The sequence below is a fragment of the Arthrobacter sp. BG5 genome (assembly GCF_056680155.1).
On the sequence record NZ_CM155268.1, the window covers coordinates 3,054,661 to 3,076,396 of the forward strand.

Consider the following 21,736-nt stretch of genomic DNA (forward strand, 5'->3'; position numbering starts at 1 on the left):
GAAAGTCGCCGGACAGCGGTTGTCAGCCGCCAGTATCTCACCTAGGGTGCTAAGCAAGCTTAGCTTCTGCCCCCGGGGGTGCCGTTTGCCCCGGACGGCCGGGCCAGGACTGCCTACCCCGAGGAGCAATCCCATGCGCGACGAGAGCAACATCAACATTCCGGGCGCCGTCTCGGCTGAGCCGCCGGCCGTGAAGGAACCCACCACTCCCCGCGAACCGTTGCCGCCCAAACCGGACCAGCGAGGACCCGAAGCCGTGTCGCCGACGGGCACCCCCACCGGCGCCCCGGTCCATTCGCGGGCACAGTCCGGGCCCTACCTGACCACCGCGCAGGGGCTCCGGCTCGGCGACACGGACCACTCGCTGAAGGCCGGCCGCCGTGGCCCCGTGCTGCTGCAGGACCACCACCTGCGTGAAAAGATCACCCACTTTGACCATGAACGCATCCCGGAGCGGGTGGTCCACGCGCGCGGGGCCGGCGCCCACGGCGTCTTTCGCTCCTACGGCACGGCCGCCAAGATCAGCCGCGCCGGCTTCCTGGCCAAGGACGTTGAGACCCCGGTCTTCGTCCGTTTCTCCACGGTGCTCGGCTCGCGGGGCTCTGCGGACACGGTCCGGGACACCCGCGGCTTCGCCACGAAGTTCTATACCGACGAAGGCACGTTCGACCTCGTTGGGAACAACATCCCGGTGTTCTTCATCCAGGACGGCATCAAGTTCCCGGACATCATCCACGCCGGCAAACCCCATCCGGACCGGGAAATCCCGCAGGCCCAGAGCGCGCACGACACCTTCTGGGATTTCGTCTCGCTGCACACCGAGGCGCAGGCCCACACCATGTGGAACATGTCCGACCGTGCCCTGCCGCGCTCCTTCCGCACCATGGAGGGCTTCGGCGTCCACACCTTCCGTTTCGTCAACGCCGAGGGCAAGACCAGCCTGGTGAAGTTCCTCTGGAAGCCCAAGCAGGGCGTGCACTCGCTCGTCTGGGAGGAAGCGCAGCTGATCAACGGCATGGACCCGGACTTCCACCGGCGGGACCTTGCCGATGCCATTGAGGCGGGCGCCTTCCCGGAGTGGGAACTGGGCGTGCAGGTCTTCCCGGACACCGAGGAGGAGTTCTTCGAGGGCATCGACCTGCTGGACCCCACCAAGTTCATCCCCGAGGAGCTCGCCCCGGTGCAGCCGATCGGCCTGATGACGCTCAACGCCAACCCGGTGAATTACTTCGCCGAGACGGAGCAGGTCGCTTTCCACCCCGGCCACCTCGTGCCCGGGATCGACGTCACGAACGACCCGCTGCTGCAGGTGCGCCTCTTCTCCTACATCGATACGCAGATCAGCCGGCTGGGCGGGCCCAACTTCAGCCAGCTGCCGATCAACCGTCCGCACGCACCGGTCAACGACATGCTGCGCGACGGGATGCACCAGACGGCGGTCCACGGCGGGGCCGCACCGTACCACCCGAACTCCCTGGACGGCGGCTGCCCCTTCCTGGCCGGGGCCGACGTCGGCGCCTTCATCGATGTGCCGGAAGAACTCGCGGCAGCCGTGAAGGAACGGAAGTCCCCGGCCTCCTTCGACGACCACTACAGCCAGGCCCGCCTCTTCTTCCGCAGCCTGACACCGGTGGAGCAGGACCACGTGATCCAGGCGTACACCTTTGAACTGGGCAAATGCCGCGAGCAGGCGATCCGTGAGCGGCAGCTGCTGGCGCTCGCGAACATCGACGCCGGCCTGTGTGCGGCGGTGGCGGCGGGGCTGGGAATGGACGCCCCCGCAGCCAGCGAAGAGGTCCCGGACACGGCCCCGAGCCCGGCGGTTTCGCAGCTGGGCGGCAGCTGGCCGGTGGCAGGCCGGGTGGTCGGGATCGTCGCGGACGCGGACAGCGACCTCGACTCCGTCCAGGCGGCCCGGGAGGCGTTGAATGCCGCTGGCATCGTGCCGCTGGTGATCGCGCCGTCGGGCGGGTTTCTGGGCGGGCCCGACGGCGGGATCCCGGTCCAGCGCAGTTACCTCACCGCGCGCTCCACCGAGTTCGACGCCGTCCTGCTGGCGGGCTCGGGTGCGCCGGCGAAGGATGCGGCGGCGGGCCGGGACGCCAAGGCGGGCGAGCCGGGTGCCGCCGTCGACCCGCGGCTGGTGCTGCTCCTCGCCGAACTGTTCCGGCACTCCAAGGCAATCGGCGGCTGGGGAGAAGCCGGCAGCGTCCTGGACGCGGCGAGCATCCCGCAGGATGCCGCCGGACTGGCACTGGGGGAGGCGCCCGCGGATGTGGTGCCCCGGCTCACTGAGCTGCTGGCGGCGCACCGGGCCTGGGACCGGTTCCCGGCCGTGGGCGCCTAGGGACCGGGTGCCGGACTAGCGCCGGGGCGCTAAGGCTCAGGGGCGCCGGGGGTCAAAAACCTCCGGTGCCCGGGGATCCGCAGGGCGGGGGCGGTTAGCCTCCGCCTTTGCCTTTGTCCTTGCCCTTGGCTTTTCCGCCCGGCGCGTTGTTCACGGGTGCCGGGGCGGGAGCGGGCGCGGGCGCCACGGCCGCTGCGGCGGCCCGGGCTGCGGCGGCCGCCTTGGCGTCGGCTGCTGCTTTGGCTGCAGCCGCTGCCTTGTCGGCGGCGGCCTGCTTCGCCGCGGCGGCGTCCCGCGCGGCCTTGGCAGCCGCCGCTTGCTTGGCGGTGAGGTCGGCGCGGACGGCATCGATGGCGGCCGTGATGCTTTGGTGGCGTTTGAACGACACCTGGCCGTCCGCGGCGGCGGTGTCGAGCTGGGCCGCCAGCTCATCCAGCAGTTTCAGCGCGGCCGCGGTGTCCTCGGTGGCGGCCGCTTCGGTGACGGCCAGGACCTGGGACTGGAGCTGGCGTGCGGCGGCGCCGTCCAGGTCCGGAGCTGGCCCCGCACATCCGGACAGCGAGCCCGCGATCAGCGCCGCAGCGACCAGGGGGCCGGCTATAGCCAGAGTGCGACGCCGCTTACTCATGATCATGGTTCCACGCTTTTCTGCAGTTGTTTCAGGTGCTCACCCAGGTTGCCGGTGACGGCCGGGTAGGGGACGACGGCGGGCGGCTTCGGCGTGGCCAGGGAGAAGGCGACGGCGACCGCCGCCAGAAGGGCTACGAGGGCCAGGATCACGGCGGCCTTGGTGCGGCGGCGGGACCGCCGGAATCCTGCGGCCGTGCGGGACAGGGCGCCTGTGCGGCGCACCCGTCGGCTGGCGGCGTCCGGGGCCAAGGCGCGCCGGCCCGGCGTGCCGGCTCCGGTGGGCGCGGGTTGCGCCGGCTCCTGCGCGGTGTCCTGCGCCGTGTCCTGCGCCGTGTCCTGCGCGGTGTGGTGGAGGGCGTCCGGGGGATTCACCGGTGCGGTAACCCCCGCGGCGGAAGCCGAAAGCGGCGGCCTGGCGGGTGGGGCAGGCAGTACCCGGGTCCGCTCCTCGGCCAGGGGGCCGGGCAGGGAGTCAGGCGACACCAGGGCATGGCGCAGGGCAACTTCCAAGTCGGCGGCTGCGGGCCGGTCCAAGGGGTCCAACGCCGTCATTGCCCGGATCAGCTGCGCCCATTCGGCCGGAACGCCGTCCGGCACCACGGGGGCCCGGTGCAGCCGGGCCACAGCTGACTCGACGGCGCTTCCGGGGTACTCCACGGAGCCCTTGATGCATTCCAGCAGCACCAGTCCCAACGAGTAGATGTCGCTCGCCGGACCCATGTCCGCGCCGCGGGCCTGCTCGGGACTGAGGTACGCCGCGGTTCCCACCATCGTGCCGGTGGCGGTAAGCCTGGTCCCGTCCACGATCCGGGCGATGCCGAAGTCGGTCAGTTTCGGTCGCAGCGGTTCGCCGGGCCGGACCTGCACCAGCAGGACGTTGGCCGGCTTGATGTCGCGGTGAATGATGCCGAGCGAGTGGACGTAGGCAAGGGCGTCGGCGAGGCCTGCGCCGATGACGGCAAGCTCGTCGAACGGGACCGGGCTGTGCCGGATCCGGCTCCGCAGGTCCTGGCCGTCCACCAACTCCATGGTCAGGAACGGCCTGGGCTCGTCCGGGACCCGGGTGTCAGTGCCCGCGTCAAAGAGCGTGACCAGGCTCGGATGGTTGAGCGTGGCCAGCAGTTCGATCTCGGCCTGCTGGCGTTTGAGTTCGTCAGCATCCGCGGTCTGCGGCGCGAACAGCTTGAGCGCGACCTCCCGGCCCAGGTTCTCGTCCCGGGCCGAGTAAACGGACGCCATACCGCCCCGGCCGATCACATCGCCCAGACGGTAGCGGCCGCCGAGGATCTCGGTCGTGACCTTACTGGGTGAAGCGTCCACGATATTCCCCGTCTTTTTCCTGGCGCCTCGGTGGCGTCCCTAAAGAATAATACGGGTGCGGGTATCGGGTTCCGGCATCGGGGGCAGCCCGGCACCCGCCTCTCATCACGGTCATCTGTGGTTGCAGTTCCACCTTTCACGGGAAGGGATCGGTTCCCGCCGGAGCCCGCGGAGCCGTTGAATCCCCCAGCGGACCCAACGACTTCGCTCCGGCGGTAATGGACCTGGACGGGAGCGCCCGCGGTTAGGGCGGGCGTCCCGCGGCCGGGGCTATCGCGGGGGTGGGGTGCTGCGGCAGGAACGCGCGGCTTACGGCCGCCGGGCCCGCCGTCGGGGGCACTGAGACGGTGCGCCTAGCGGGGGTGGCGGTGGTGGTTGGCCGGACGCGGAGGGTGGTGTCCATGGGGAAAGCTCCTGAATGACTGGTGGCGGGCGCACATGGCAACCCGAAGGACCGTGCTCTGCGCAGGAAAATGGCAGAGGACGGCCCGACTAGTCAGGAGAAGACCCGGGATCGGCGGAATCAGCCGGATGGACGTGCTGTAAAGGGCCGCTGATGGGATCGGTGCCCATGGGCGGAATGAGGAAGAACGCGCTGGGGGTCAACGCAGCAGCGCCGGAGGGCCCGCTGGACGCGGACCCGCCGCCGGAAGCTGACCCGGGCGCCGCAGGCAGGGCGTTCGGCGCCGGCAGGCCGGGACCGCCGCCGTACGGGCGGGGCCCGTCGTCGCCGCCGGTGGGCGCCGCAGGGGCGCCGTCTCCAGAGGACCGGGGGTGGACCGGAGCGGGGTTTCCGCCAGTGGCCAGGTCAACGGGCGGACTCAGCGGGCCCCCGTGTATCGGCAGGGCGAGGAAGGCAAGGCCGCCGGGGAGCGCTGCAGGCTGAACGTCCATGCCGGCAAGGCGCCGCGGCTGTCCTCCGGCGTCCGTGCTGAGTGCCCTCGCAGGATCAGCCGCCGGGGAGGCAGCAGCTACGGTGCTCCGGGGCAGGACGCGCGGTGCCGGAGCAGCCGCTGGAGCGTTAGGACCGGCAACGGGACTGGTCCCCGGACTGGTCCCCGGGCTGGCCACGGGGGTGGGGACGGGCGGGACCACCGCGGGCGGCGTCGCCGGCGGCACAGTACCGGGGGCCGGGTCACCCGTCGGAAGCGTTGGCTCGGGAACAGGCTGGGTGCCGGGTTCGGTGCCGGGCAAGGGGGCGGAGTCCGGATCGGGACTCGTTACCGGAACGGCGGGATCAACGGCTGGCGGCGAAGGGTCGCCGATCGGGACGGGCCCGGGACCGGGGGCAGGCTCTGACACCGGCTCCGGTGCGGGGGGAACGGGGACCGGCGGCTCCGAAACCGGGGAAACGGGGACCGGGGGCTCAACAACCTGCGGGACCGGTTCCGGCTGCGCCGCCGGAGGCACGGCCGCCGGCTCCGAGGCCGGGGGGACGGGGACCGGGGCCTCAACAACCTGCGGGACCAGATCCATTTGCCCGACCGGCAGCAGCGGCAACGGGTCGGGAAGGGGAACAACCGGGGAAGAAACAGGCTCGGCAGGAACAGGATCAGCAACGGGCGCCGGAACCGGATCAGCAACGGGCGCCGGAACCGGAACAGGATCGGGGCCGGCGGCGGGCTGGGAGGGGGCATCCGGCGACTGGGCCACCGGGCTGGGCGCCAGCGGATCATCGGATTTCGGCAATTGGATCATGGTCACCACGGCCGAGCCAGGCACCGGAACCGCGCTGGAAACCGTGAGTTCCCCGGCGTTTGCCGGGGCCGCCGACAGTGCCAGCCAGGTCAGCCCGGCCCCCACCGCCAGGAGCCCCCGCCGCAGATAGCGGCGAACGTGGAGAGGGTGCGGGCGGAGAGGGCTTGCGGCAAATTCCATGCGCAACACACCTCCCCGAAAGCTATCGACGATTGGTCTACAGCGTAAGTCCGGGGGCCGGGGCGAGTCCATAGCGCAGCGCGAATTGGGGCCGACGGGCCCGGGTTTTAGGTCAGCGCACGTCGTTCGGGTAGCTCACCCCGAGTTGCGCGCGGACGCCGTCGAACAACCGCATGGTGTTCAGGGAATCCTCCAGCGGCATGACCGGGCTCTCGGTGAGCCCCTGCTGGATGCAGCGGGTCACTTCGCGGAGTTCGTAGCTGTAGCCGCGCCCCACCACACTGAACTGCTCGGTGCGCGGCTCCTCGAAGCCGACCCGCACCACGAGTTCCTTGGGGTTGCTGACGGACCCCAGGCTCTGCATGAAGCCCTCGCTGCCGGCGACGGTGGCGGCGCGCGGACCGTGGGCAAGGAGCGAGGACGTCAGCTGCGCCTGCGCACCGTGGTGGTAGCCCAGGGTCAGCGCGTTCTGGGCGTCCACGCCGTCGTCGTTGATCCAGCCAGTGGCACTGACCGTCTGTGGGAACCCCAGCGTGCCCAGCGCCCACAGCAGCGGGTAGATGGTGATGTCCAGCAGGGCGCCGCCGCCGTCCCTGGGCGCCCAGAGCCGGGAGGTGGGGGAGTAGGGGGCCGGGAAACCCAGGTCGGCCCCCACCCACTTGACCTCGCCGATCTCGCCCGAGGCCGCGATCTCGAAGGCCCGCTGCATGCTGGGCAGGAACCGGCTCCACATGGCTTCCATCAGGAACAGGCCCTTGTCCCGTGCCAGCTCCACGAGTTCGGCGGCCTCCCGGGCATTGACCGTGAGGGCTTTCTCGCACAGGACGTGCTTGCCGGCCTGCAGCGCTGCCAGGGCTATTTCGTGATGGTGGGCGTGCGGCGTGGCGACGTAGACGACGTCGACGGCGTCGTTGGCGAGCAGCCGTTCGTAGCCGGCCACGCCGTCCTGGTCGCCGTAGGCCCTGGCGAAGCCGTAATCGGACGCGAACGCATCGGCCGCAGCCTGGCTGCGTGAGCTCACCGCGTACAGCTCGGCATCGGAGAGCAGCTCCAGGTCCCGGGTCACGCCGGCGGCGATCCCGCCGGTGGCGATCACGCCCCACCGCAGCCTGGCTCCGGTGGCGGTCCGCGGATCCTGGTCGGGTTGGCTGGACAGCCAGGGCTTGGCGATGGGGGCAGTCATGATGCCATCCTCTCACCCGCGCCCGGTCTACCCGGCGGTTCCCGCCGTCGCGCGGTTCCTCGCGGTCTCCTCGGTGAGCCGGCCCTGCTGCAGACGGAAGCGCCGGTCCGTCTTGTTGGCCAGGGCGCGGTCGTGGGTGACCACGAGGATGGTGGTGTTGTGGTCCCGGCTCAAGGCACTGAGCAGTTCGATGATGTGCTCGCCGGTCTGCTCGTCCAGGTTCCCGGTGGGTTCATCCGCCAGGATCAATTTGGGCTCGTTCGCCAGGGCCCGGGCAATGGCCACGCGCTGCTGTTCGCCGCCGGAGAGCCGGTTGATCCGCCGCACATGCTTGTCCGGGTCCAGTTGCACCTGCTCCAGCAGCTGCCTCGCCCGCTCCAGCCGTGCTGCCTTGCGGATGCCGGCAAATTCCATCGGCAGCATGACGTTGTCCACGGCCGACAGGTTGGGGATGAGGTTGAACTGCTGGAAGACGAAACCGATGTCCCCGCGCCGGTACTGGGTCAGCTTCCCGTCCGGCATGCCGGCCAGGCTGACGCCATCCACCAGCACGTCGCCGCTGGTGGGCTTGTCGAGGGCTCCTAGCAGCGACAGCAGCGTGCTCTTGCCGCTGCCGCTCTTGCCCACGATCGAGGCGAGGGTGCCTTGTTCGAGGGCGAAGCTGACGTCATTGACCGGCTTGATGGTGCGGTCGCCGGACTTGAAGGTGCGGACCAGGTTCTTGACTTCAATCATGGCTATTCTCCTCGGAGGACTTCGATGGGGCGGATGCGGGCGGTGAGCAGCGCCGGGACGAGCGCACCGAGGATGGCGACGCCGAACACCGCCGCAATGCCCGCGGCGATGACGCCGGGCGAGGCGCTCGCGGTGACGGAGGTCAGCAGCTGGTTGGCCCCGCCGAAGGGGTTGCCGGCACCGCCGCCGGGGAACCCGACGCCGACCGGGAACCCGACGCCGCCGGGGCCGCGCTGGCCGGTGGTCGCCGCGGTGGTGCTGTTGGAGCTGATCAGTGCCGAGGCGATGCCGCCGCTGGCAAAGGATGCGACCGTGGCGCCCACCACGCTGCCGAGGGCCACGAGCACGAGGGCCTCGAGCACGAACTGCAGGCCGATCGTGCGGTTGGGGGCGCCGATGGCCTTGAGTACGCCGATTTCGCGGCGGCGCTCACGGACCAGCATGACCATGATCAGCAGAATGATCAGGCCCGCGGTTCCAAGGGCTGCGGCAAAGGCGATGAAGGAGATGCTCTTGACGCTGCCCAGCGAGCTAACGGCCGTCTGCAGGCCCCGCTGCCCCTGGCTGATGTCGGCCTTGCCGGCGCCGAGCGCAGACTGCAGGGCAGTCTTGGCGGCATCGACGTTGTCCATGCTGTTCACGGTCACGATCATCGCGGACAGTTCACCGGGCAAAGCTGCAAGGGTCTGGGCCGTCGGCAAGGTCAGGTAGAGGGCGTTGTTGCCGAAGGCCGTGCCGGCGTCGAACAGGCCCGCAACGGTAAATTTCTGGTCCTTGATGGTGAACGTCGAGCCCACGCTCAGGCCATTCTTCTCAGCCAGCGTGGTACCCAGGAGGGCCTTCATGGACGCGGCGTTGTAGTCGCCCAGACCGGTGCCCTGCGTCAGCTCCAGTGCCTTGCCCGTGGCGTCTACCTCGGCGCCGATACCGGTAGCGGTGACAGGGAGGGAGAACACAGGCGCCGCCTGGCCCGTGCCGCCGGTGCTGCCGCCGCCGGTCCCGGTCGAGGCCTGGTTGCGGTTGCCAAGTGTGCCGGCGTCGATGGCAGCCGTGAGGCTCGTGGTCACCGTGGTGGCTGACCGCCCGCCGGGACCGCCCGGCATGCCCCCGGCCTGACCGGCCGCTGCGGTGGCGTTACTCAGGCGCAGCGCCTTGGTGCCAACGACGCTGCTCACGTTGGGCACCGCGGCCGCGGTCGCTGCCTGCGCGGCGGTCAGCGGCTCGCCGCCGCCTTCGAAGCCCTGGCCGCCGGCCGGATTGACGGTCAGCACGGTGCCCATGGAGGCGTTCAGTTCGGCGACCTTGCCGGTGACTGCCTGGTTGGCCACCAGCATGGCCAGGGCAAGGCCGATGGCCACGGCCAGGACGGCGACGACGGCGGCGGTTCTGACCTTGTTTCGAAAGGCGTTGCCTACACTCCGGGCAAGGACGCTCACGGTACTCCTAGGGATCTGGCGCCGGACGGTTTGGCCGGCGGCTGCTCCCACACTGGTACCGGCGGCTGTGCGAACGTCCGGCCGATGCTGTGGATCCGCTGTGAAGGTGAAGGCCGCCGCAGCGGCGGCCCGCCGTCGGGCGTGGCCCGCGCGCCGCAACCCGGCCCGTCGTCGACGCCGCAGCCGGGCCGGGACACAAAAAAGGCCCCGGCCCTCCCTTGCGGGGGAGCCGGGGCCCAGGTGTTGGAGCGTCAGGCTACTTGGTGATCGGTCCGAGTACCGGATCGTCGACGTAGGCCGTCTTGACGTTTTCCTTGGTCACGATGACCGGTTCCAGCAGGTACGCCGGGACGGTCTTGACCTTGTTGTTGTAGGACTTGTCATCGTTGATCTCAGGCGTCTTGCCGGCCTGGATGTCCTTGACCATGGTGATCGCGTGCTCGACGAGCTTGCGGGTGTCCTTGTTGATGGTGGAGTACTGCTCACCGGCCATGATCGACTTCACGGACTCAACTTCGGAGTCCTGGCCGGTGATGATCGGCAACGGCTTGCCGGCGGCCTTGACCGAGGTCAGGACCGCGCGGGCCAGCGTGTCGTTCGGGGACAGCACGCCGTCCAGCGCAGCGCTGGCGTAGTTGCTGTTCAGCAGGGTGTCGGCACGACGCTGCGCGTTCTCTGCCTTCCAGCCCTGGGTAACGGCCTGGTTGAAGGACTTCTGGCCGGACTTGACCACGAGGGTGCCGTCGTCGATCTTCGGCTGGAGCACCTTCATGGCGCCGTCGAAGAAGACCTTCGCGTTGGCGTCATCGGGGGAACCGGCGAACAGTTCGATGTTGTACGGGCCTTCGGGCTTCTTGGCCTTCATGCCGTCCAGCAGGGCCTGGCCCTGCAGCTCGCCGACCTTGAAGTTGTCGTACGCCACGTAGTAGTCCACGTTGGGGGTGTTCAGGAGCAGACGGTCGTACGCGATGATGGTGGCGCCGGCGTCCTTGGCCTGCTTGAGCTGGGTGCCCAGCTGGGCGCCGTCGATGGCACCCACGATGATGACCTTGGCACCCTTGGTGACCATGGCGCTGATCTGGTTCTGCTGTTCCGAGACGCCGCCGTTGGCGAACTGCACATCTGCCTTGAACCCGGCACCCTTGAGGCCGTCGTTGAACAGCTTCTCTGCCAGCACCCAGTTTTCGCTGGTCTTCTGGGGGAGTGCGACGCCGATCGAGGAGTCCTTGGGGAACGCCTCGCCGCCGCCGCTGGCGCCACCGGAAGTTCCGCTGTCGGAACGGCCGCAGGCTGTCAGCGCCAGTGCCGCAATAGCAGCGATCGCTGCTGCCTTTCCTGCTTTACCAATCATTTGCATTGCTTGGTTCACTTTCTATAGATGGTGTTCGGAGAATCAGGGGTTCGGGAGCCGGGAAGCCGTTCAGGCTTCCTTGGCAATGACCTCTTTGGTGGAAGTGGTCTCGTCGGGCTTGATTTCATTGCCGCGGCCGAAGTTCTTCATCATCATGCCGATGATCGACCGCTTGCCCTGGGACTTGTTGTAGACGTCGAAGGCGACGGCGATCAGGAGCACGAGGCCCTTGATGATCTGGGTCAGGTCGGCGCCGACGCCGAGCAGCTGCAGGCCGTTGTTGAGCACGGCCATCACGAGGCCACCGACGATCGAGCCGATCACGGTGCCGACGCCGCCGGTTACTGCGGCGCCGCCGATGAAGACGGCGGCGATGGCGTCAAGTTCCCAGCCCACGCCGTCGAACGGGCCGGAGGCGGTGGAGCGGCCGACGAAGATCATGCCGGCCAGGCCGGCCAGGATGGACATGTTCATCATCACCAGGAAGTTGACCTTCTTGGACTGCACGCCGGACAGCTCGGCCGCGTGGCGGTTGCCGCCGACGGCGTAGACGTGGCGGCCGACGATGGTCTTGGAGGAGATGAAGCCATAGACCAGGACCAGGACGGCCAGGATCAGGCCCGGGATCGGGAACGAGGTGCCCGGGCGGCCGGTCGCGAACAGGTACGTCGCGTAGAGGATGGCGCCGCAGATCAGGACGAGCTTGGTGACGGTCACCCAGGCTTCGGGTACCTCGGCGCCCAGGGACTTGGCCTTCCGGCGGGAGCGGATCTCGCTGACGACGACGAACGCCACACCGGCCAGCCCCAGCAGCAGGGTCAGGTTGTTGTAGCCGGTGTTGGGCCCGAATTCAGGCAGGTAGCCGGAACCGATGTACTGGAAGTCGGCGGGGACCGGGATGGTGTTGGACTTGCCGACGAACTGGTTGAAGCCGCGGAAGAGCAGCATGCCGGCCAGCGTGACGATGAAGGCCGGGATGCCGACATAGGCGGTCCAGAAGCCTTGCCAGGCGCCGATCAGGACGCCGAGCAGCAGGCCGAACAGGATGCCGAGGTACCACGGGATGCCCCAGTCCTGGATCATCAAGGCGACGCTGACGCCGACGAACGCCGCGACCGACCCCACGGAGAGGTCGATGTGGCCGGCGATGATCACCAGCACCATACCGATCGCGAGGATCAGGATGTAGGAGTTGCCGTTGAAGAGGTTGATCACGTTGCCCGGGGTGAGGGTGTTGCCCCCGGTGGCGATCTGGAAGAAGACGATCAGTGCAACCAGGGCGAAGATCATGCCGAATTGGCGGGTATTGCCGCCAAAGAGCTTCTTGAGCGCGTTCATTTTGTCAGTCCTTGTTGTCCGGAATGTTCTGGATGGTCCAGAGGGTCAGGCAGTCTTGCGGGCGGAAGTCATGAGTTTCATGAGGCTTTCCTGGCTGGCTTCCTCTTTGTTCAGCACGCCGGTGATGGCGCCTTCGAAGATGGTGTAGATGCGGTCGGAGAGCCCCAGTAGTTCAGGAAGCTCCGAGGAGATCACGATGACGCCCTTGCCCTGGTTGGCCAGTTGCTGGATGATCCCGTAGATCTCGTACTTGGCGCCGACGTCGATCCCTCGGGTCGGCTCGTCCAGGATCAGCAGGTCCGGGTCGGTGAACATCCACTTCGCCAGCACCACCTTCTGCTGGTTGCCGCCGGACAACTTGGCGACGCCTTCCTCCACGGACGGCGTCTTGGTGCGCAGCGACTTGCGGTACTGCTCGGCGACGGTGAATTCCTTGTCGGCGTCGACGACGTTGTGCTTGCTGATTTTCTTCAGCGCCGCCGAGACCGTGGTGGCCTTGATGTCGTCCAGCAGGTTCAGGCCCAGGGACTTGCGGTCCTCGGTGACGTAGCCGAGGCCGGCGTCGATGGCCTGCTTGACGGTCTTCAGGTGCAGTTCCTTGCCGTCCTTGTAGACCTCGCCGGAGATGAAGCGGCCGTAGGAGCGGCCAAAGAGGGAACGGGCGAGCTCGGTGCGTCCGGCGCCCATCAGGCCGGCGAAGCCGACGATCTCGCCGCGGCGGACGAAGAAGTTGGAGTTCTTGCAGACCAGGCGGTCCTGGATCTGCGGGTGCCCCACGTTCCAGTTTTTGACCTCGAAGAACTTCTCGCCGATCTTGGGCTCGTGCTCCGGGAACCGGGATTCCAAGGTCCGGCCCACCATGCCCTTGATGATGCGGTCCTCGTCGACCCCGTCTGCCTTGACGTCGAGGGTCTCGATCGACTTGCCGTCGCGGATGATCGTGATGGAATCGGCGATCTGCTCGATCTCATTGAGCTTGTGCGAAATGATGATCGACGTGATGCCGCGGCCCTTCAGGCCCAGGATCAGATCCAGCAGGTGCTGGGAGTCGGACTCGTTCAGCGCGGCGGTGGGCTCGTCCAGGATGAGGAGCTTGACCTTCTTGTTCAGCGCCTTGGCGATCTCGACCAGCTGCTGCTTGCCGACGCCGATTTCCTTGACCGGGGTGTCCGGGTCCTCGCGGAGGCCGACCCGGGCGAGCAGTTCGGTGGAGCGGATCCGTGCCTCGGCCCAGTCGATCACCCCGCGCCGGGTGGGCTCGTTGCCCAGGAAGATGTTCTCCATGATGGACAGCTCGGGGATCAGCGCCAGTTCCTGGTGGATGATCACGATGCCGGCGTGCTCGCTGGCCCGGATGTCCTTGAACTGCTGGACTTCGCTCTGGTAGACGATGTCGCCGGTGTAGCTGCCGTAGGGGTAAACGCCCGAGAGCACCTTCATGAGGGTGGATTTTCCTGCGCCGTTTTCACCGCAGATGGCGTGGATCTCGCCGGCCTTCACCCGCAGGTTCACCTCGGCCAATGCTTTAACGCCGGGGAACTCTTTGGTGATGGAGCGCATCTCGAGAATTATCGGATCGCTGTGCGTGTTGAGGGACGTCATCTGCCCTTACGCCTCCAATGCATGACTTCGTTGTCCGCCCCTGCAAACCGCAGGGCCGTCTGATGGAAAAGTAAACTGGATCACGCCGTTGTCGTCAAGTCTTTAACGCAACGGCCTGGTAACGGCTGCTTTAGTTTCGCCGGATTCCGGCATGTTGGAAGACTAGGGCCGTGGCGCCCAGGGCCTCGGCGCGGTCGCCGAGCGAGGACATCGTCAGGGTGGTGGTTTCGCCGATCACGGGCACCGCGTGGCGCACCAGGCCGCGCCGGATCGGGTCCAGCAGCACCTCGCCGAGCCCTGCCAGCGGACCTCCCACCACGATCACCTCGGGGTTGATCAGGTTGGCGACGTTTCCCAGCGCACGGCCGACGGCGAGCCCGGCGTCGTCCACCACGCGGAGCGTTGCGGAGTCCCGGGCGAGGGCCTTGCGCACAATGTCCTCGGGGGTCAGCGGCTTGTCCTCGCCGCGGCCCAGGAGCTCGATCATGGTGGTGGTGGAGGCGATCGTTTCCAGGCAGCCGCGGTTGCCGCAGCGGCAGACGAGGCCGTGCTCGTGGATGGTGGCGTGGCCGATTTCGCCGGTGATGCCGACGTTGCCGTAGTACGGCATTCCGTTCAGGATCAGCCCGGCGCCGATGCCCGAGCCGATCTTCAAAAAGAGCAGGTTGCTGATGCCGGTGTGCGGGCCCCAGGTCACCTCGGACAGGGCGCCGAGGTTGGCGTCGTTGTCGACGAAAACCGGGAGATCCAGCGCGTCTTCGAGCCGTTCGAGGATGTTGATGCCCACCCATTCGGGCAGGATGGCGCCCTGCGCCACGGTGCCGGTGCGGCGGTCGATGGGGCCCGGGATCCCGACGCCGGCGCCCACCAGGGCGCTGCGTTCCACGCCGCTGCTGGCCAGCAGCCGGTCCAGCACCCCGACGGCGGCCGTGATGCCTTCCTCGGCGTGGTGGCCCAGCGGCAGCAGGACCGATTCCTCGGCGACGACGTGGTAGCTCAGCGAGGCCAGGACCACCCGCAGGTGGCGGCGGCCGAAGTCGATGCCGACGGCGACGGCGCCGTTGCTGTTGAGCCGGACGTTCAGGGCGCGGCGGCCGGAGCTGGTGATCGGCTCGGTGGACGCCAGCCCGGCGTCCTGCATGATCTTGACGATGTTCGAGACCGTCGCCGTGGAGAGGCCGGTCTGCCGGGCCAGTTCCGCCTGGGTGGACGGCCCGGCCAGCAGGCATTCGATGATCCGCTGCTGGTTCAGATGCCGAAGGGCGGACTGCGACCCGGGGTTTTTGGTGCGGCTCCTCGTTGAGCGCGTTGGTGAGGGCATGCAATGAAGAGTGCCCCATCATGGGCTTGTAGTCAAGAAGTTAACGCAACGGCCGGGAGCCGTGTCCCCGCGGGTCTCCCGCCCGGGTGCGCGGGGGCCGGCGGTCAGGCGTGCAGCTCGCGGTGGGCGCGCGCGAGGTCCTGGTAGTGGGCGGCGTTGTGCTTGACGCCGTCGAACTCATCATCGTTCAGTTCGCGGCGGACCTTCGCCGGTACCCCGGCGACGAGCGAGCGGGGCGGCACGACGGTTCCCTCCAGGACCACGGCGCCGGCAGCCACGAGCGAACCGGCGCCGATCACGGCCCCGTTGAGGATGGTGGCGCTCATGCCGATCAGGCAGTCGTCCTCGACCGTGCAGCCGTGCACCACAGCGCTGTGGCCCACGCTGACCCGGGCGCCGATAGTGCAGGGGAAATCCGGATCCGCATGCAGCACGACGTTGTCCTGCAGGTTGGTGCCGGCGCCCACGGTGATCGCGGCGGTGTCGGCGCGGACGGAGACGCCATAGAAGGCGCTGGAGTTCTCGGCCAGCGTGGCCTTGCCGATCACCGAGGCGCTCGGGGCGACGAAGGCGGATTCGTGGATGTCCGGGGTGTTGCCGGCGAAAGCGTATACGGGGCTCATGCCTCCAGCCTAGGACACCGGACCCTTGCGGGCCGGGCGGCGCTGAGTAGGATCGGGGCCATCCCAACGCACACCCCAGGAGGCAGTCATGTTCCTGCAGTTGATGAATCGGTTGGAAAACGCCGAGGTGCTCGACCCGGCCGTCCGGACCGCGGAGCCGCTGGCCGCCCGGCTGATCGCCGACCCGCGGCTCCGGCGCTTCTTCCACGGCGACGCGACCGGCATCCCGCCGCACACAATCCTCACCGATGTGCCCTTCGGCGCCTGGTTCATGGCGATGTTCCTGGACCTTTTTCCGGACGAGGGCAGCCGCCGCGCGGCCCGCAGGCTGGTGGGCCTCGGCGTCCTCGCGGCGGCGCCGACCGGGTTCAGTGGCTGGGCCGAGTGGGCGCGGGCCGATCCCGCTACGCGGCGGGTCGGCGTCGTCCACGCCGCCGCAAACCTGACCGCGACGCTGATCTTCCTCGCATCCTGGCGCGCCCGGCGCAAGGACCGCCACCGGCTGGGCATCGGCCTGGCAAGGGCGGGCGCCGTCCTGCTGGTGGGCGGCGGATTCCTAGGCGGTTACATGCGCAGCGTCCAGCGTCCCTGACAGACCCTCCCGCAGGTCTGGCGGTTTCGGAGGCGACCCTCCCGCAGGTTTGGCGGCTATTGACGGGACGCTCCCGCAGATCCGGCGGTTATCGGTGGAACGCTCGCGCCCTGCGTGCGGAGTTAGGGGAAGGCCGGGCTGATGTGCGGGAGCGTTGGAGGAAAGCCGGCCATACGTGAGGGAGGGTTGGAGGAAAGCCGGCCATACGTGAGGGAGGGTTGGGGAAAAGCCCTCCGGATGTGCGGGAGGGTTGGGGGAAAGCCCGCCAGACGTGAGGGAGGGTTGGGGGAAAGTCGGCCAGACGTGAGGGAGCGTGTGGTGAGAGGCGAACGGTGGGAGGGCCTAGCCGGGGTTGCGGAGGACCGTGAAGCCGCGCCCGATGTCCGGTTGCCCGGGTTCGGGCAGGACGACGGCGATCGGCGCGCCGGGTTCGGCCACGCGCTGAAGCTCGCGGACGACGTCGTTCCACTCCTCGGGCGGCCGTCCCGCCAGTGCGTCCACCGCCCAGACGGCAGGGAACGCGGCGTCCGCAAAGGGCAGCGCCTGCCCGGTGGCGACCGAGGCCGAGAGGCCCCGGGCCCGGGCGGCGTGGATGTTCTCCTCCGAGGGATCCACGCCGGCGAAGTGGATGCCGGCACGGACAAAGAGAAGCCCGTCGGCGCCCGGTCCGCAGTCCAGGCCCAGCACGCCGTGGCGGCCCTCGGCCTTGAGCAGGGCGAGGAAACCGGAGAGTTCGTCCTGCCGCGTGGTTGCCATGGCTCCAGTTAAGGGCGGCAACGGGTCGAAGACAAGCCCCGGCCGAGACAGGCCCCCGGCAGGGAACCTAGCTAAAGACCACGGTCCGGTTGCCGTCCAGCAGCACGCGGTGCTCGGCGTGCCACTGTACCGCCTGCGCTAGCGTGCGGCCTTCGACGTCGCGGCCCATCTGGACGAACTGCTCGGCGGTGCGCCGGTGGTCCACCCGGATGACTTCCTGCTCGATGATCGGGCCTTCGTCCAGGGCGGCGGTGACGTAGTGGGCGGTGGCGCCGATGAGTTTCACGCCCCGGGCGTGCGCCTGGTGGTACGGCTTGGCGCCCTTGAAGGAGGGCAGGAAGGAATGGTGGATATTGATGGCCTTGCCGGTCAGCTCCGTGCAGAGCTCGTCGGAGAGGATCTGCATGTACCGCGCCAGGACGGTGAGCTCGATGTCGTGCTCGGCCATAAGCTTGCGCAGCGCGTCCTCGGCCTCCACCTTGGTGTCCCGGGTGACAGGGATGTGGTGGAACGGGATGCCGTAAAACTCGGCCAGGCCGGCGAGGTCCCGGTGGTTCGAGACGATGGCCGGGATCTCGATCGGCAGGGTGCCGGAACGCTGCAGGAACAGCAGGTCGTTGAGGCAGTGCGCGGAGGTGCTCGCCATCAGCAGGGTGCGGAGTTTCCGGCCAGCCGGGTTGAGGCTCCACTGCATGCCGAACGCCTGGGCCACGGGTTCCAGCGCGGCGTGCAGCTCGGCCGCCGGGGCCGCCGTCGTCGCCTCCACCCGCATGAAGAAGGTTCCGGTGCCCTGGCTGCCGTACTGCTGCGAGTCCGTAATATTGCAGCCGGCCACCAGGAGGGCGCCGGCCACGGCGTGCACGATCCCGGGCCGGTCCGGGCAGGAAAGGGTGAGGATATAGGAGGCAGTCAGCTGGTCTTCAGTCACGAAGACAGCCTACCCGCGGCTGGGATAGTCTTGATGTGTCGCAACTGGCGTTGGGTGGCTAACCACCAGGGAGCGGCACGCACGCAGACCACGGATCGTACGCCTGGGCCGAGGGTCATGTTTTCCGGCCGGCAGCCACGCTGCCGCCCGCCGACGGCACCCTTCGCGGGTGCCCGCCCCGCCTTGCGGGTCCCGTTCCGGGCCCCGTAATTTAAGGGCGCCGCGGCGGGCCAGCCGGTAACCTGACCTTTAAGCAGTGACCGTTGCCAAGCCAGGAGTTCTTCGTGACTACTTCCGTACGCCTTACCTCAGCAGCCGTGAGCAACCAGCCGCTCGCTGAACTCGACCCCGAAATCGCCGCCGTCCTGACCCAGGAGCTCGGCCGCCAGCGCGGCACCCTGGAAATGATCGCTTCCGAGAACTTCGCGCCGCGCGCCGTGATGGAGGCGCAGGGTTCCGTCCTGACCAACAAGTACGCCGAGGGCTACCCGGGCCGCCGCTACTACGGCGGTTGCGAGTACGTCGACATCGCGGAGCAGCTCGCGATCGACCGCGTCAAGGACCTGTTCGGCGCCGAATTCGCCAACGTCCAGCCGCACTCCGGCGCGCAGGCCAACGCCGCCGCGCTGTCCGCGATGATCACCCCCGGGGACAAGATCCTGGGCCTCTCGCTGGCGCACGGCGGGCACCTGACCCACGGCATGAAGCTGAACTTCTCCGGCAAGCTCTACGACGTTGCCGCCTACCAGGTCGAGGAAGACAACTTCCGGATCGACATGGACAAGCTGCGCGAACAGGCCCTCGCGGAGAAGCCCCAGGTCATCATCGCCGGCTGGTCCGCCTACCCGCGGCACCTGGACTTCGCCGCCTTCCGCTCGATCGCCGACGAGGTCGGGGCGCTGCTCTGGACCGACATGGCGCACTTCGCCGGCCTCGTCGCCGCCGGGCTGCACCCCAGCCCGGTCCCGCACTCCGACGTCGTCACCTCCACCGTGCACAAGACCCTCGCCGGGCCCCGCTCCGGCGTGATCCTGGCCAAGCAGGAGTGGGCCAAGAAGATCAACTCCAACGTCTTTCCCGGCCAGCAGGGCGGACCGCTGATGCACGTCATCGCCGCCAAGGCCGTGGCCTTCAAGATCGCCGGCACCGAGGAATTCAAGGAACGCCAGGAGCGTGTGCTCGAAGGCGCCCGGATCATCGCGGACCGCCTGAACCAGTCCGACGTCTCCGACGCCGGCGTCTCCGTGCTCACCGGCGGCACCGACGTGCACCTGGTCCTGGTGGACCTGCGCAACTCCCAGCTGGACGGCCAGCAGGCCGAGGACCTCCTGCACTCGGTCGGCATCACGGTCAACCGCAACGCCGTACCCTTTGACCCGCGCCCGCCGATGGTCACCTCGGGGCTGCGCATCGGAACCCCCGCACTGGCCACCCGGGGCTTCGGTGCCGCGGAGTTCACCGAGGTCGCCGAGATCATCGCGACCGCGCTGAAGGCGGGTTCCGGCACCGACGTCGAGGCCCTCCAGGCCCGCGTGGACAAGCTTGCCGAGGACTTCCCGCTGTACCCGCAGCACGAGCAGTGGTGATCCGATGACCGCCACCAACTCCGCGCCCGCCAACTCCGCACAAGTCCAGGAGCACACCGCCCGGATCCTGGACGGCAAGGCCACCGCCGCGGCGATCAAGGCCGAACTGACCGAACGCGTCGCCGTCCTGAAAACAAAGGGCATCGTCCCCGGCCTCGGCACCATCCTGGTGGGCTCCGACCCGGGCAGCACCTGGTACGTGGGCGGCAAGCACAAGGACTGCGCCGAGGTGGGCATCACCTCGATCCGCCGCGACCTGCCGGAAGAGACCACCCAGGACGAGCTGCTGGCCGTGGTCCGGGAACTCAATGAAAACCCGGAATGCACCGGCTACATCGTCCAGCTGCCGCTGCCCAAGCACATCGACCAGGACACCATCCTGGAGGCCATGGACCCGGACAAGGACGCCGACGGCCTGCACCCGATGAACCTGGGCCGGCTCGTGGCGAACGTCAGCGGACCCATGAAGTCCCCGCTGCCCTGCACGCCCAAGGGCTGCGTGGAGCTCCTGACCCGGCACGGCATTGACCTCAACGGCAAACGCGTGCTGGTGGTGGGCCGCGGCGTCACGATCGGCCGCCCGGTCGGCCTGCTGCTCACCCGCAAGGACGTCAACGCCACCGTCATCCTGGCCCACACCGGCACCGTGGACCTCCCCGCCGAACTCCGGCAGGCCGACGTCGTGATCGCCGCGGCCGGGCAGCCGCACATGATCAAGGCCGCGGACCTCAAGCCGGGCGCCATTGTGCTCGACGTCGGCGTCAGCCGCGTCGACGACGGCTCCGGCAAGGCCGTGGTGACCGGCGACGTCGAGCCGGCCGCGGCCGACGTCGCCGCCTGGCTGTCGCCCAACCCCGGGGGAGTGGGCCCGATGACCCGCGCCATGCTGTTGGCCAACGTGGTGGAAACCGCCGAACGGCACCTCGAGGCGGAGCACGCTCCCGCCTAGGTGTAATTCACGCGCCTAGGTCACCCCCGCCGCAAAGGGCGCCCCCTCCTGACCGGAGCGGGCGCCCTTCTGCTGCCCCTGCAGTTCCAGCCGGACCTGGCGGCGCCGCGGAAAAAGTCCGGACTTTTTACGAAAAGACTCTTTCATAGTTTGCCGGGATCGACTACCGTGTTCCGGGTGTCTGAACTTGTGTCGAAAGAGTCTCCCGTGAGCAACCCCGAGGAGACCGGTTCTCCCCAGTACGTCATCACCGCAGAAAACCTCACCAAAAGCTACGGGGACGTCACCGCCGTGGACGGTATTTCCTTTCGTGTGCCCGCCGGCGAAGCCTTCGGACTGCTGGGCCCCAACGGCGCCGGCAAGTCCACCACCATGAAGATGATCGGCGGCGTCTCGCAGCGGACCTCCGGCAGCCTGAGCATCATGGGGCTGGACCCGGAGCAGCACGGCCCCGAGGTCCGCGCCCACCTCGGCGTGGTCCCGCAGCAGGACAACCTGGACGAGGAACTGAAGGTCCGCGACAACTTGCTGGTCTACGGCCGCTACTTCGGCCTGCCGATGAGCTACCTGAAACCCAAAGCAGACGAGCTGCTGGAGTTCGCGCAATTGACGGACAAAGCCAAGTCCAAGGTGGACGCCCTCTCCGGCGGCATGAAGCGGCGCCTCACGATCGCCCGCTCCCTGATCAACGAACCGCGGATCCTGCTCCTGGACGAGCCCACCACCGGCCTCGACCCGCAGGCCCGCCACATCCTCTGGGACCGGCTGTTCCGGCTCAAGGAACAAGGCGTCACCCTGATCCTCACCACCCACTACATGGACGAGGCCGAGCAGCTCTGCGACCGCCTGATCGTGGTGGACAAAGGCAAAATCATGGCCGAAGGTTCCCCCGCCAGCCTGATCCGCGAATATTCCACCCGCGAAGTCCTCGAACTGCGCTTCGGCTCCGAACGCAACGCCACGGTCGGCGCCGAGCTTGAGGGCATCGGCGAACGGATCGAAACCCTGCCGGACCGCGTCCTCATCTACGCCCACGACGGCGAGGCCGCCCTGGAGCAGGTCTCCGCCCGGGGCCTGCACCCGGTCACCTCGCTGGTGCGCCGCTCCTCGCTGGAAGACGTCTTCCTGCGGTTGACCGGACGGAGCCTTGTTGACTAAGAA

17 protein-coding genes and 1 riboswitch are annotated in these 21,736 nt (G+C 68.5%); of the genes, 5 read left to right on the forward strand and 12 right to left on the reverse strand.

The annotated features are described in order from the left end of the window. Positions 1-133 precede the first annotated feature (133 nt). Positions 134-2,347 (forward strand): catalase, encoded by a 2,214-nt coding sequence (locus AC1MBE_RS14115; protein WP_479779139.1) that lies wholly within the window; start codon positions 134-136, stop codon positions 2,345-2,347. A gap of 94 nt (positions 2,348-2,441) precedes the next feature. Here the strand turns inward: AC1MBE_RS14115 and AC1MBE_RS14120 are convergent, their stop codons facing one another. From AC1MBE_RS14120 to AC1MBE_RS14165, 10 genes are all read right to left on the reverse strand, one after another. Further along, on the reverse strand, positions 2,442-2,975 hold the full coding sequence (locus AC1MBE_RS14120; RefSeq protein WP_479779140.1) for a mucin-associated surface protein: 534 nt from the start codon (positions 2,973-2,975) through the stop codon (positions 2,442-2,444). 2 nt (positions 2,976-2,977) lie between these two features. Next, positions 2,978-4,300 (reverse strand): serine/threonine-protein kinase, encoded by a 1,323-nt coding sequence (locus AC1MBE_RS14125; protein WP_479782617.1) that lies wholly within the window; start codon positions 4,298-4,300, stop codon positions 2,978-2,980. Between the two features lie 1,987 nt (positions 4,301-6,287). After that, a complete protein-coding gene (locus AC1MBE_RS14130; RefSeq protein WP_479779141.1) occupies positions 6,288-7,358 on the reverse strand; it encodes a Gfo/Idh/MocA family protein in 1,071 nt (356 codons plus the stop codon). Between the two features lie 27 nt (positions 7,359-7,385). Further along, on the reverse strand, positions 7,386-8,093 hold the full coding sequence (locus tag AC1MBE_RS14135; protein WP_479779142.1) for an ABC transporter ATP-binding protein: 708 nt from the start codon (positions 8,091-8,093) through the stop codon (positions 7,386-7,388). A gap of 2 nt (positions 8,094-8,095) precedes the next feature. Beyond that, on the reverse strand, positions 8,096-9,529 hold the full coding sequence (locus tag AC1MBE_RS14140; protein ID WP_479779143.1) for an ABC transporter permease: 1,434 nt from the start codon (positions 9,527-9,529) through the stop codon (positions 8,096-8,098). A gap of 256 nt (positions 9,530-9,785) precedes the next feature. Then, a complete protein-coding gene (locus AC1MBE_RS14145; protein ID WP_479779144.1) occupies positions 9,786-10,886 on the reverse strand; it encodes a substrate-binding domain-containing protein in 1,101 nt (366 codons plus the stop codon). A 63-nt stretch (positions 10,887-10,949) separates the two neighbouring features. Continuing rightward, positions 10,950-12,218, reverse strand: a complete 1,269-nt coding sequence (gene mmsB, locus AC1MBE_RS14150) for a multiple monosaccharide ABC transporter permease (RefSeq protein ID WP_479779145.1) — start codon at positions 12,216-12,218, stop codon at positions 10,950-10,952. A gap of 45 nt (positions 12,219-12,263) precedes the next feature. Then, positions 12,264-13,820 carry a multiple monosaccharide ABC transporter ATP-binding protein gene (gene mmsA, locus AC1MBE_RS14155; protein WP_479779146.1) on the reverse strand — a complete coding sequence of 519 codons (1,557 nt, stop codon included), beginning with the start codon at positions 13,818-13,820 and terminating at the stop codon, positions 12,264-12,266. Positions 13,821-13,950: 130 nt separating this feature from the next. Further along, positions 13,951-15,141 (reverse strand): ROK family transcriptional regulator, encoded by a 1,191-nt coding sequence (locus AC1MBE_RS14160; RefSeq protein WP_346960679.1) that lies wholly within the window; start codon positions 15,139-15,141, stop codon positions 13,951-13,953. A 104-nt stretch (positions 15,142-15,245) separates the two neighbouring features. Further along, complete coding sequence (locus AC1MBE_RS14165; protein WP_479779147.1) at positions 15,246-15,764, reverse strand: gamma carbonic anhydrase family protein; 519 nt, start codon at positions 15,762-15,764, stop codon at positions 15,246-15,248. A gap of 88 nt (positions 15,765-15,852) precedes the next feature. Here AC1MBE_RS14165 and AC1MBE_RS14170 point away from each other — a divergent pair, with 88 nt between their 5' ends. After that, entirely contained in the window at positions 15,853-16,356 is a 504-nt protein-coding gene (locus tag AC1MBE_RS14170; RefSeq protein ID WP_479779148.1) for a DUF2231 domain-containing protein, read from the forward strand. Positions 16,357-16,698: 342 nt separating this feature from the next. Here AC1MBE_RS14170 and AC1MBE_RS14175 read toward each other — a convergent pair whose 3' ends face one another. Continuing rightward, positions 16,699-17,112 (reverse strand): class I SAM-dependent methyltransferase, encoded by a 414-nt coding sequence (locus AC1MBE_RS14175; protein ID WP_479779149.1) that lies wholly within the window; start codon positions 17,110-17,112, stop codon positions 16,699-16,701. A 67-nt stretch (positions 17,113-17,179) separates the two neighbouring features. Further along, on the reverse strand, positions 17,180-18,040 hold the full coding sequence (gene purU, locus AC1MBE_RS14180; protein ID WP_346959440.1) for a formyltetrahydrofolate deformylase: 861 nt from the start codon (positions 18,038-18,040) through the stop codon (positions 17,180-17,182). Between the two features lie 30 nt (positions 18,041-18,070). Further along, a riboswitch (ZMP/ZTP riboswitch) is annotated at positions 18,071-18,156 on the forward strand. 168 nt (positions 18,157-18,324) lie between these two features. On the opposite strand from purU, the gene glyA reads away from it, so the two are divergent. From glyA to AC1MBE_RS14195, 3 genes are all read left to right on the forward strand, one after another. After that, positions 18,325-19,626 (forward strand): serine hydroxymethyltransferase, encoded by a 1,302-nt coding sequence (gene glyA / locus AC1MBE_RS14185; RefSeq protein ID WP_479779150.1) that lies wholly within the window; start codon positions 18,325-18,327, stop codon positions 19,624-19,626. Positions 19,627-19,630: 4 nt separating this feature from the next. Beyond that, the gene (locus AC1MBE_RS14190) at positions 19,631-20,575 is read left to right on the forward strand and encodes a bifunctional methylenetetrahydrofolate dehydrogenase/methenyltetrahydrofolate cyclohydrolase (protein ID WP_479779151.1); all 945 of its coding nucleotides are present in this window, start codon (positions 19,631-19,633) and stop codon (positions 20,573-20,575) included. 207 nt (positions 20,576-20,782) lie between these two features. Then, entirely contained in the window at positions 20,783-21,733 is a 951-nt protein-coding gene (locus AC1MBE_RS14195; RefSeq protein ID WP_479779152.1) for an ABC transporter ATP-binding protein, read from the forward strand. The last annotated feature ends 3 nt before the right edge of the window (positions 21,734-21,736 follow it).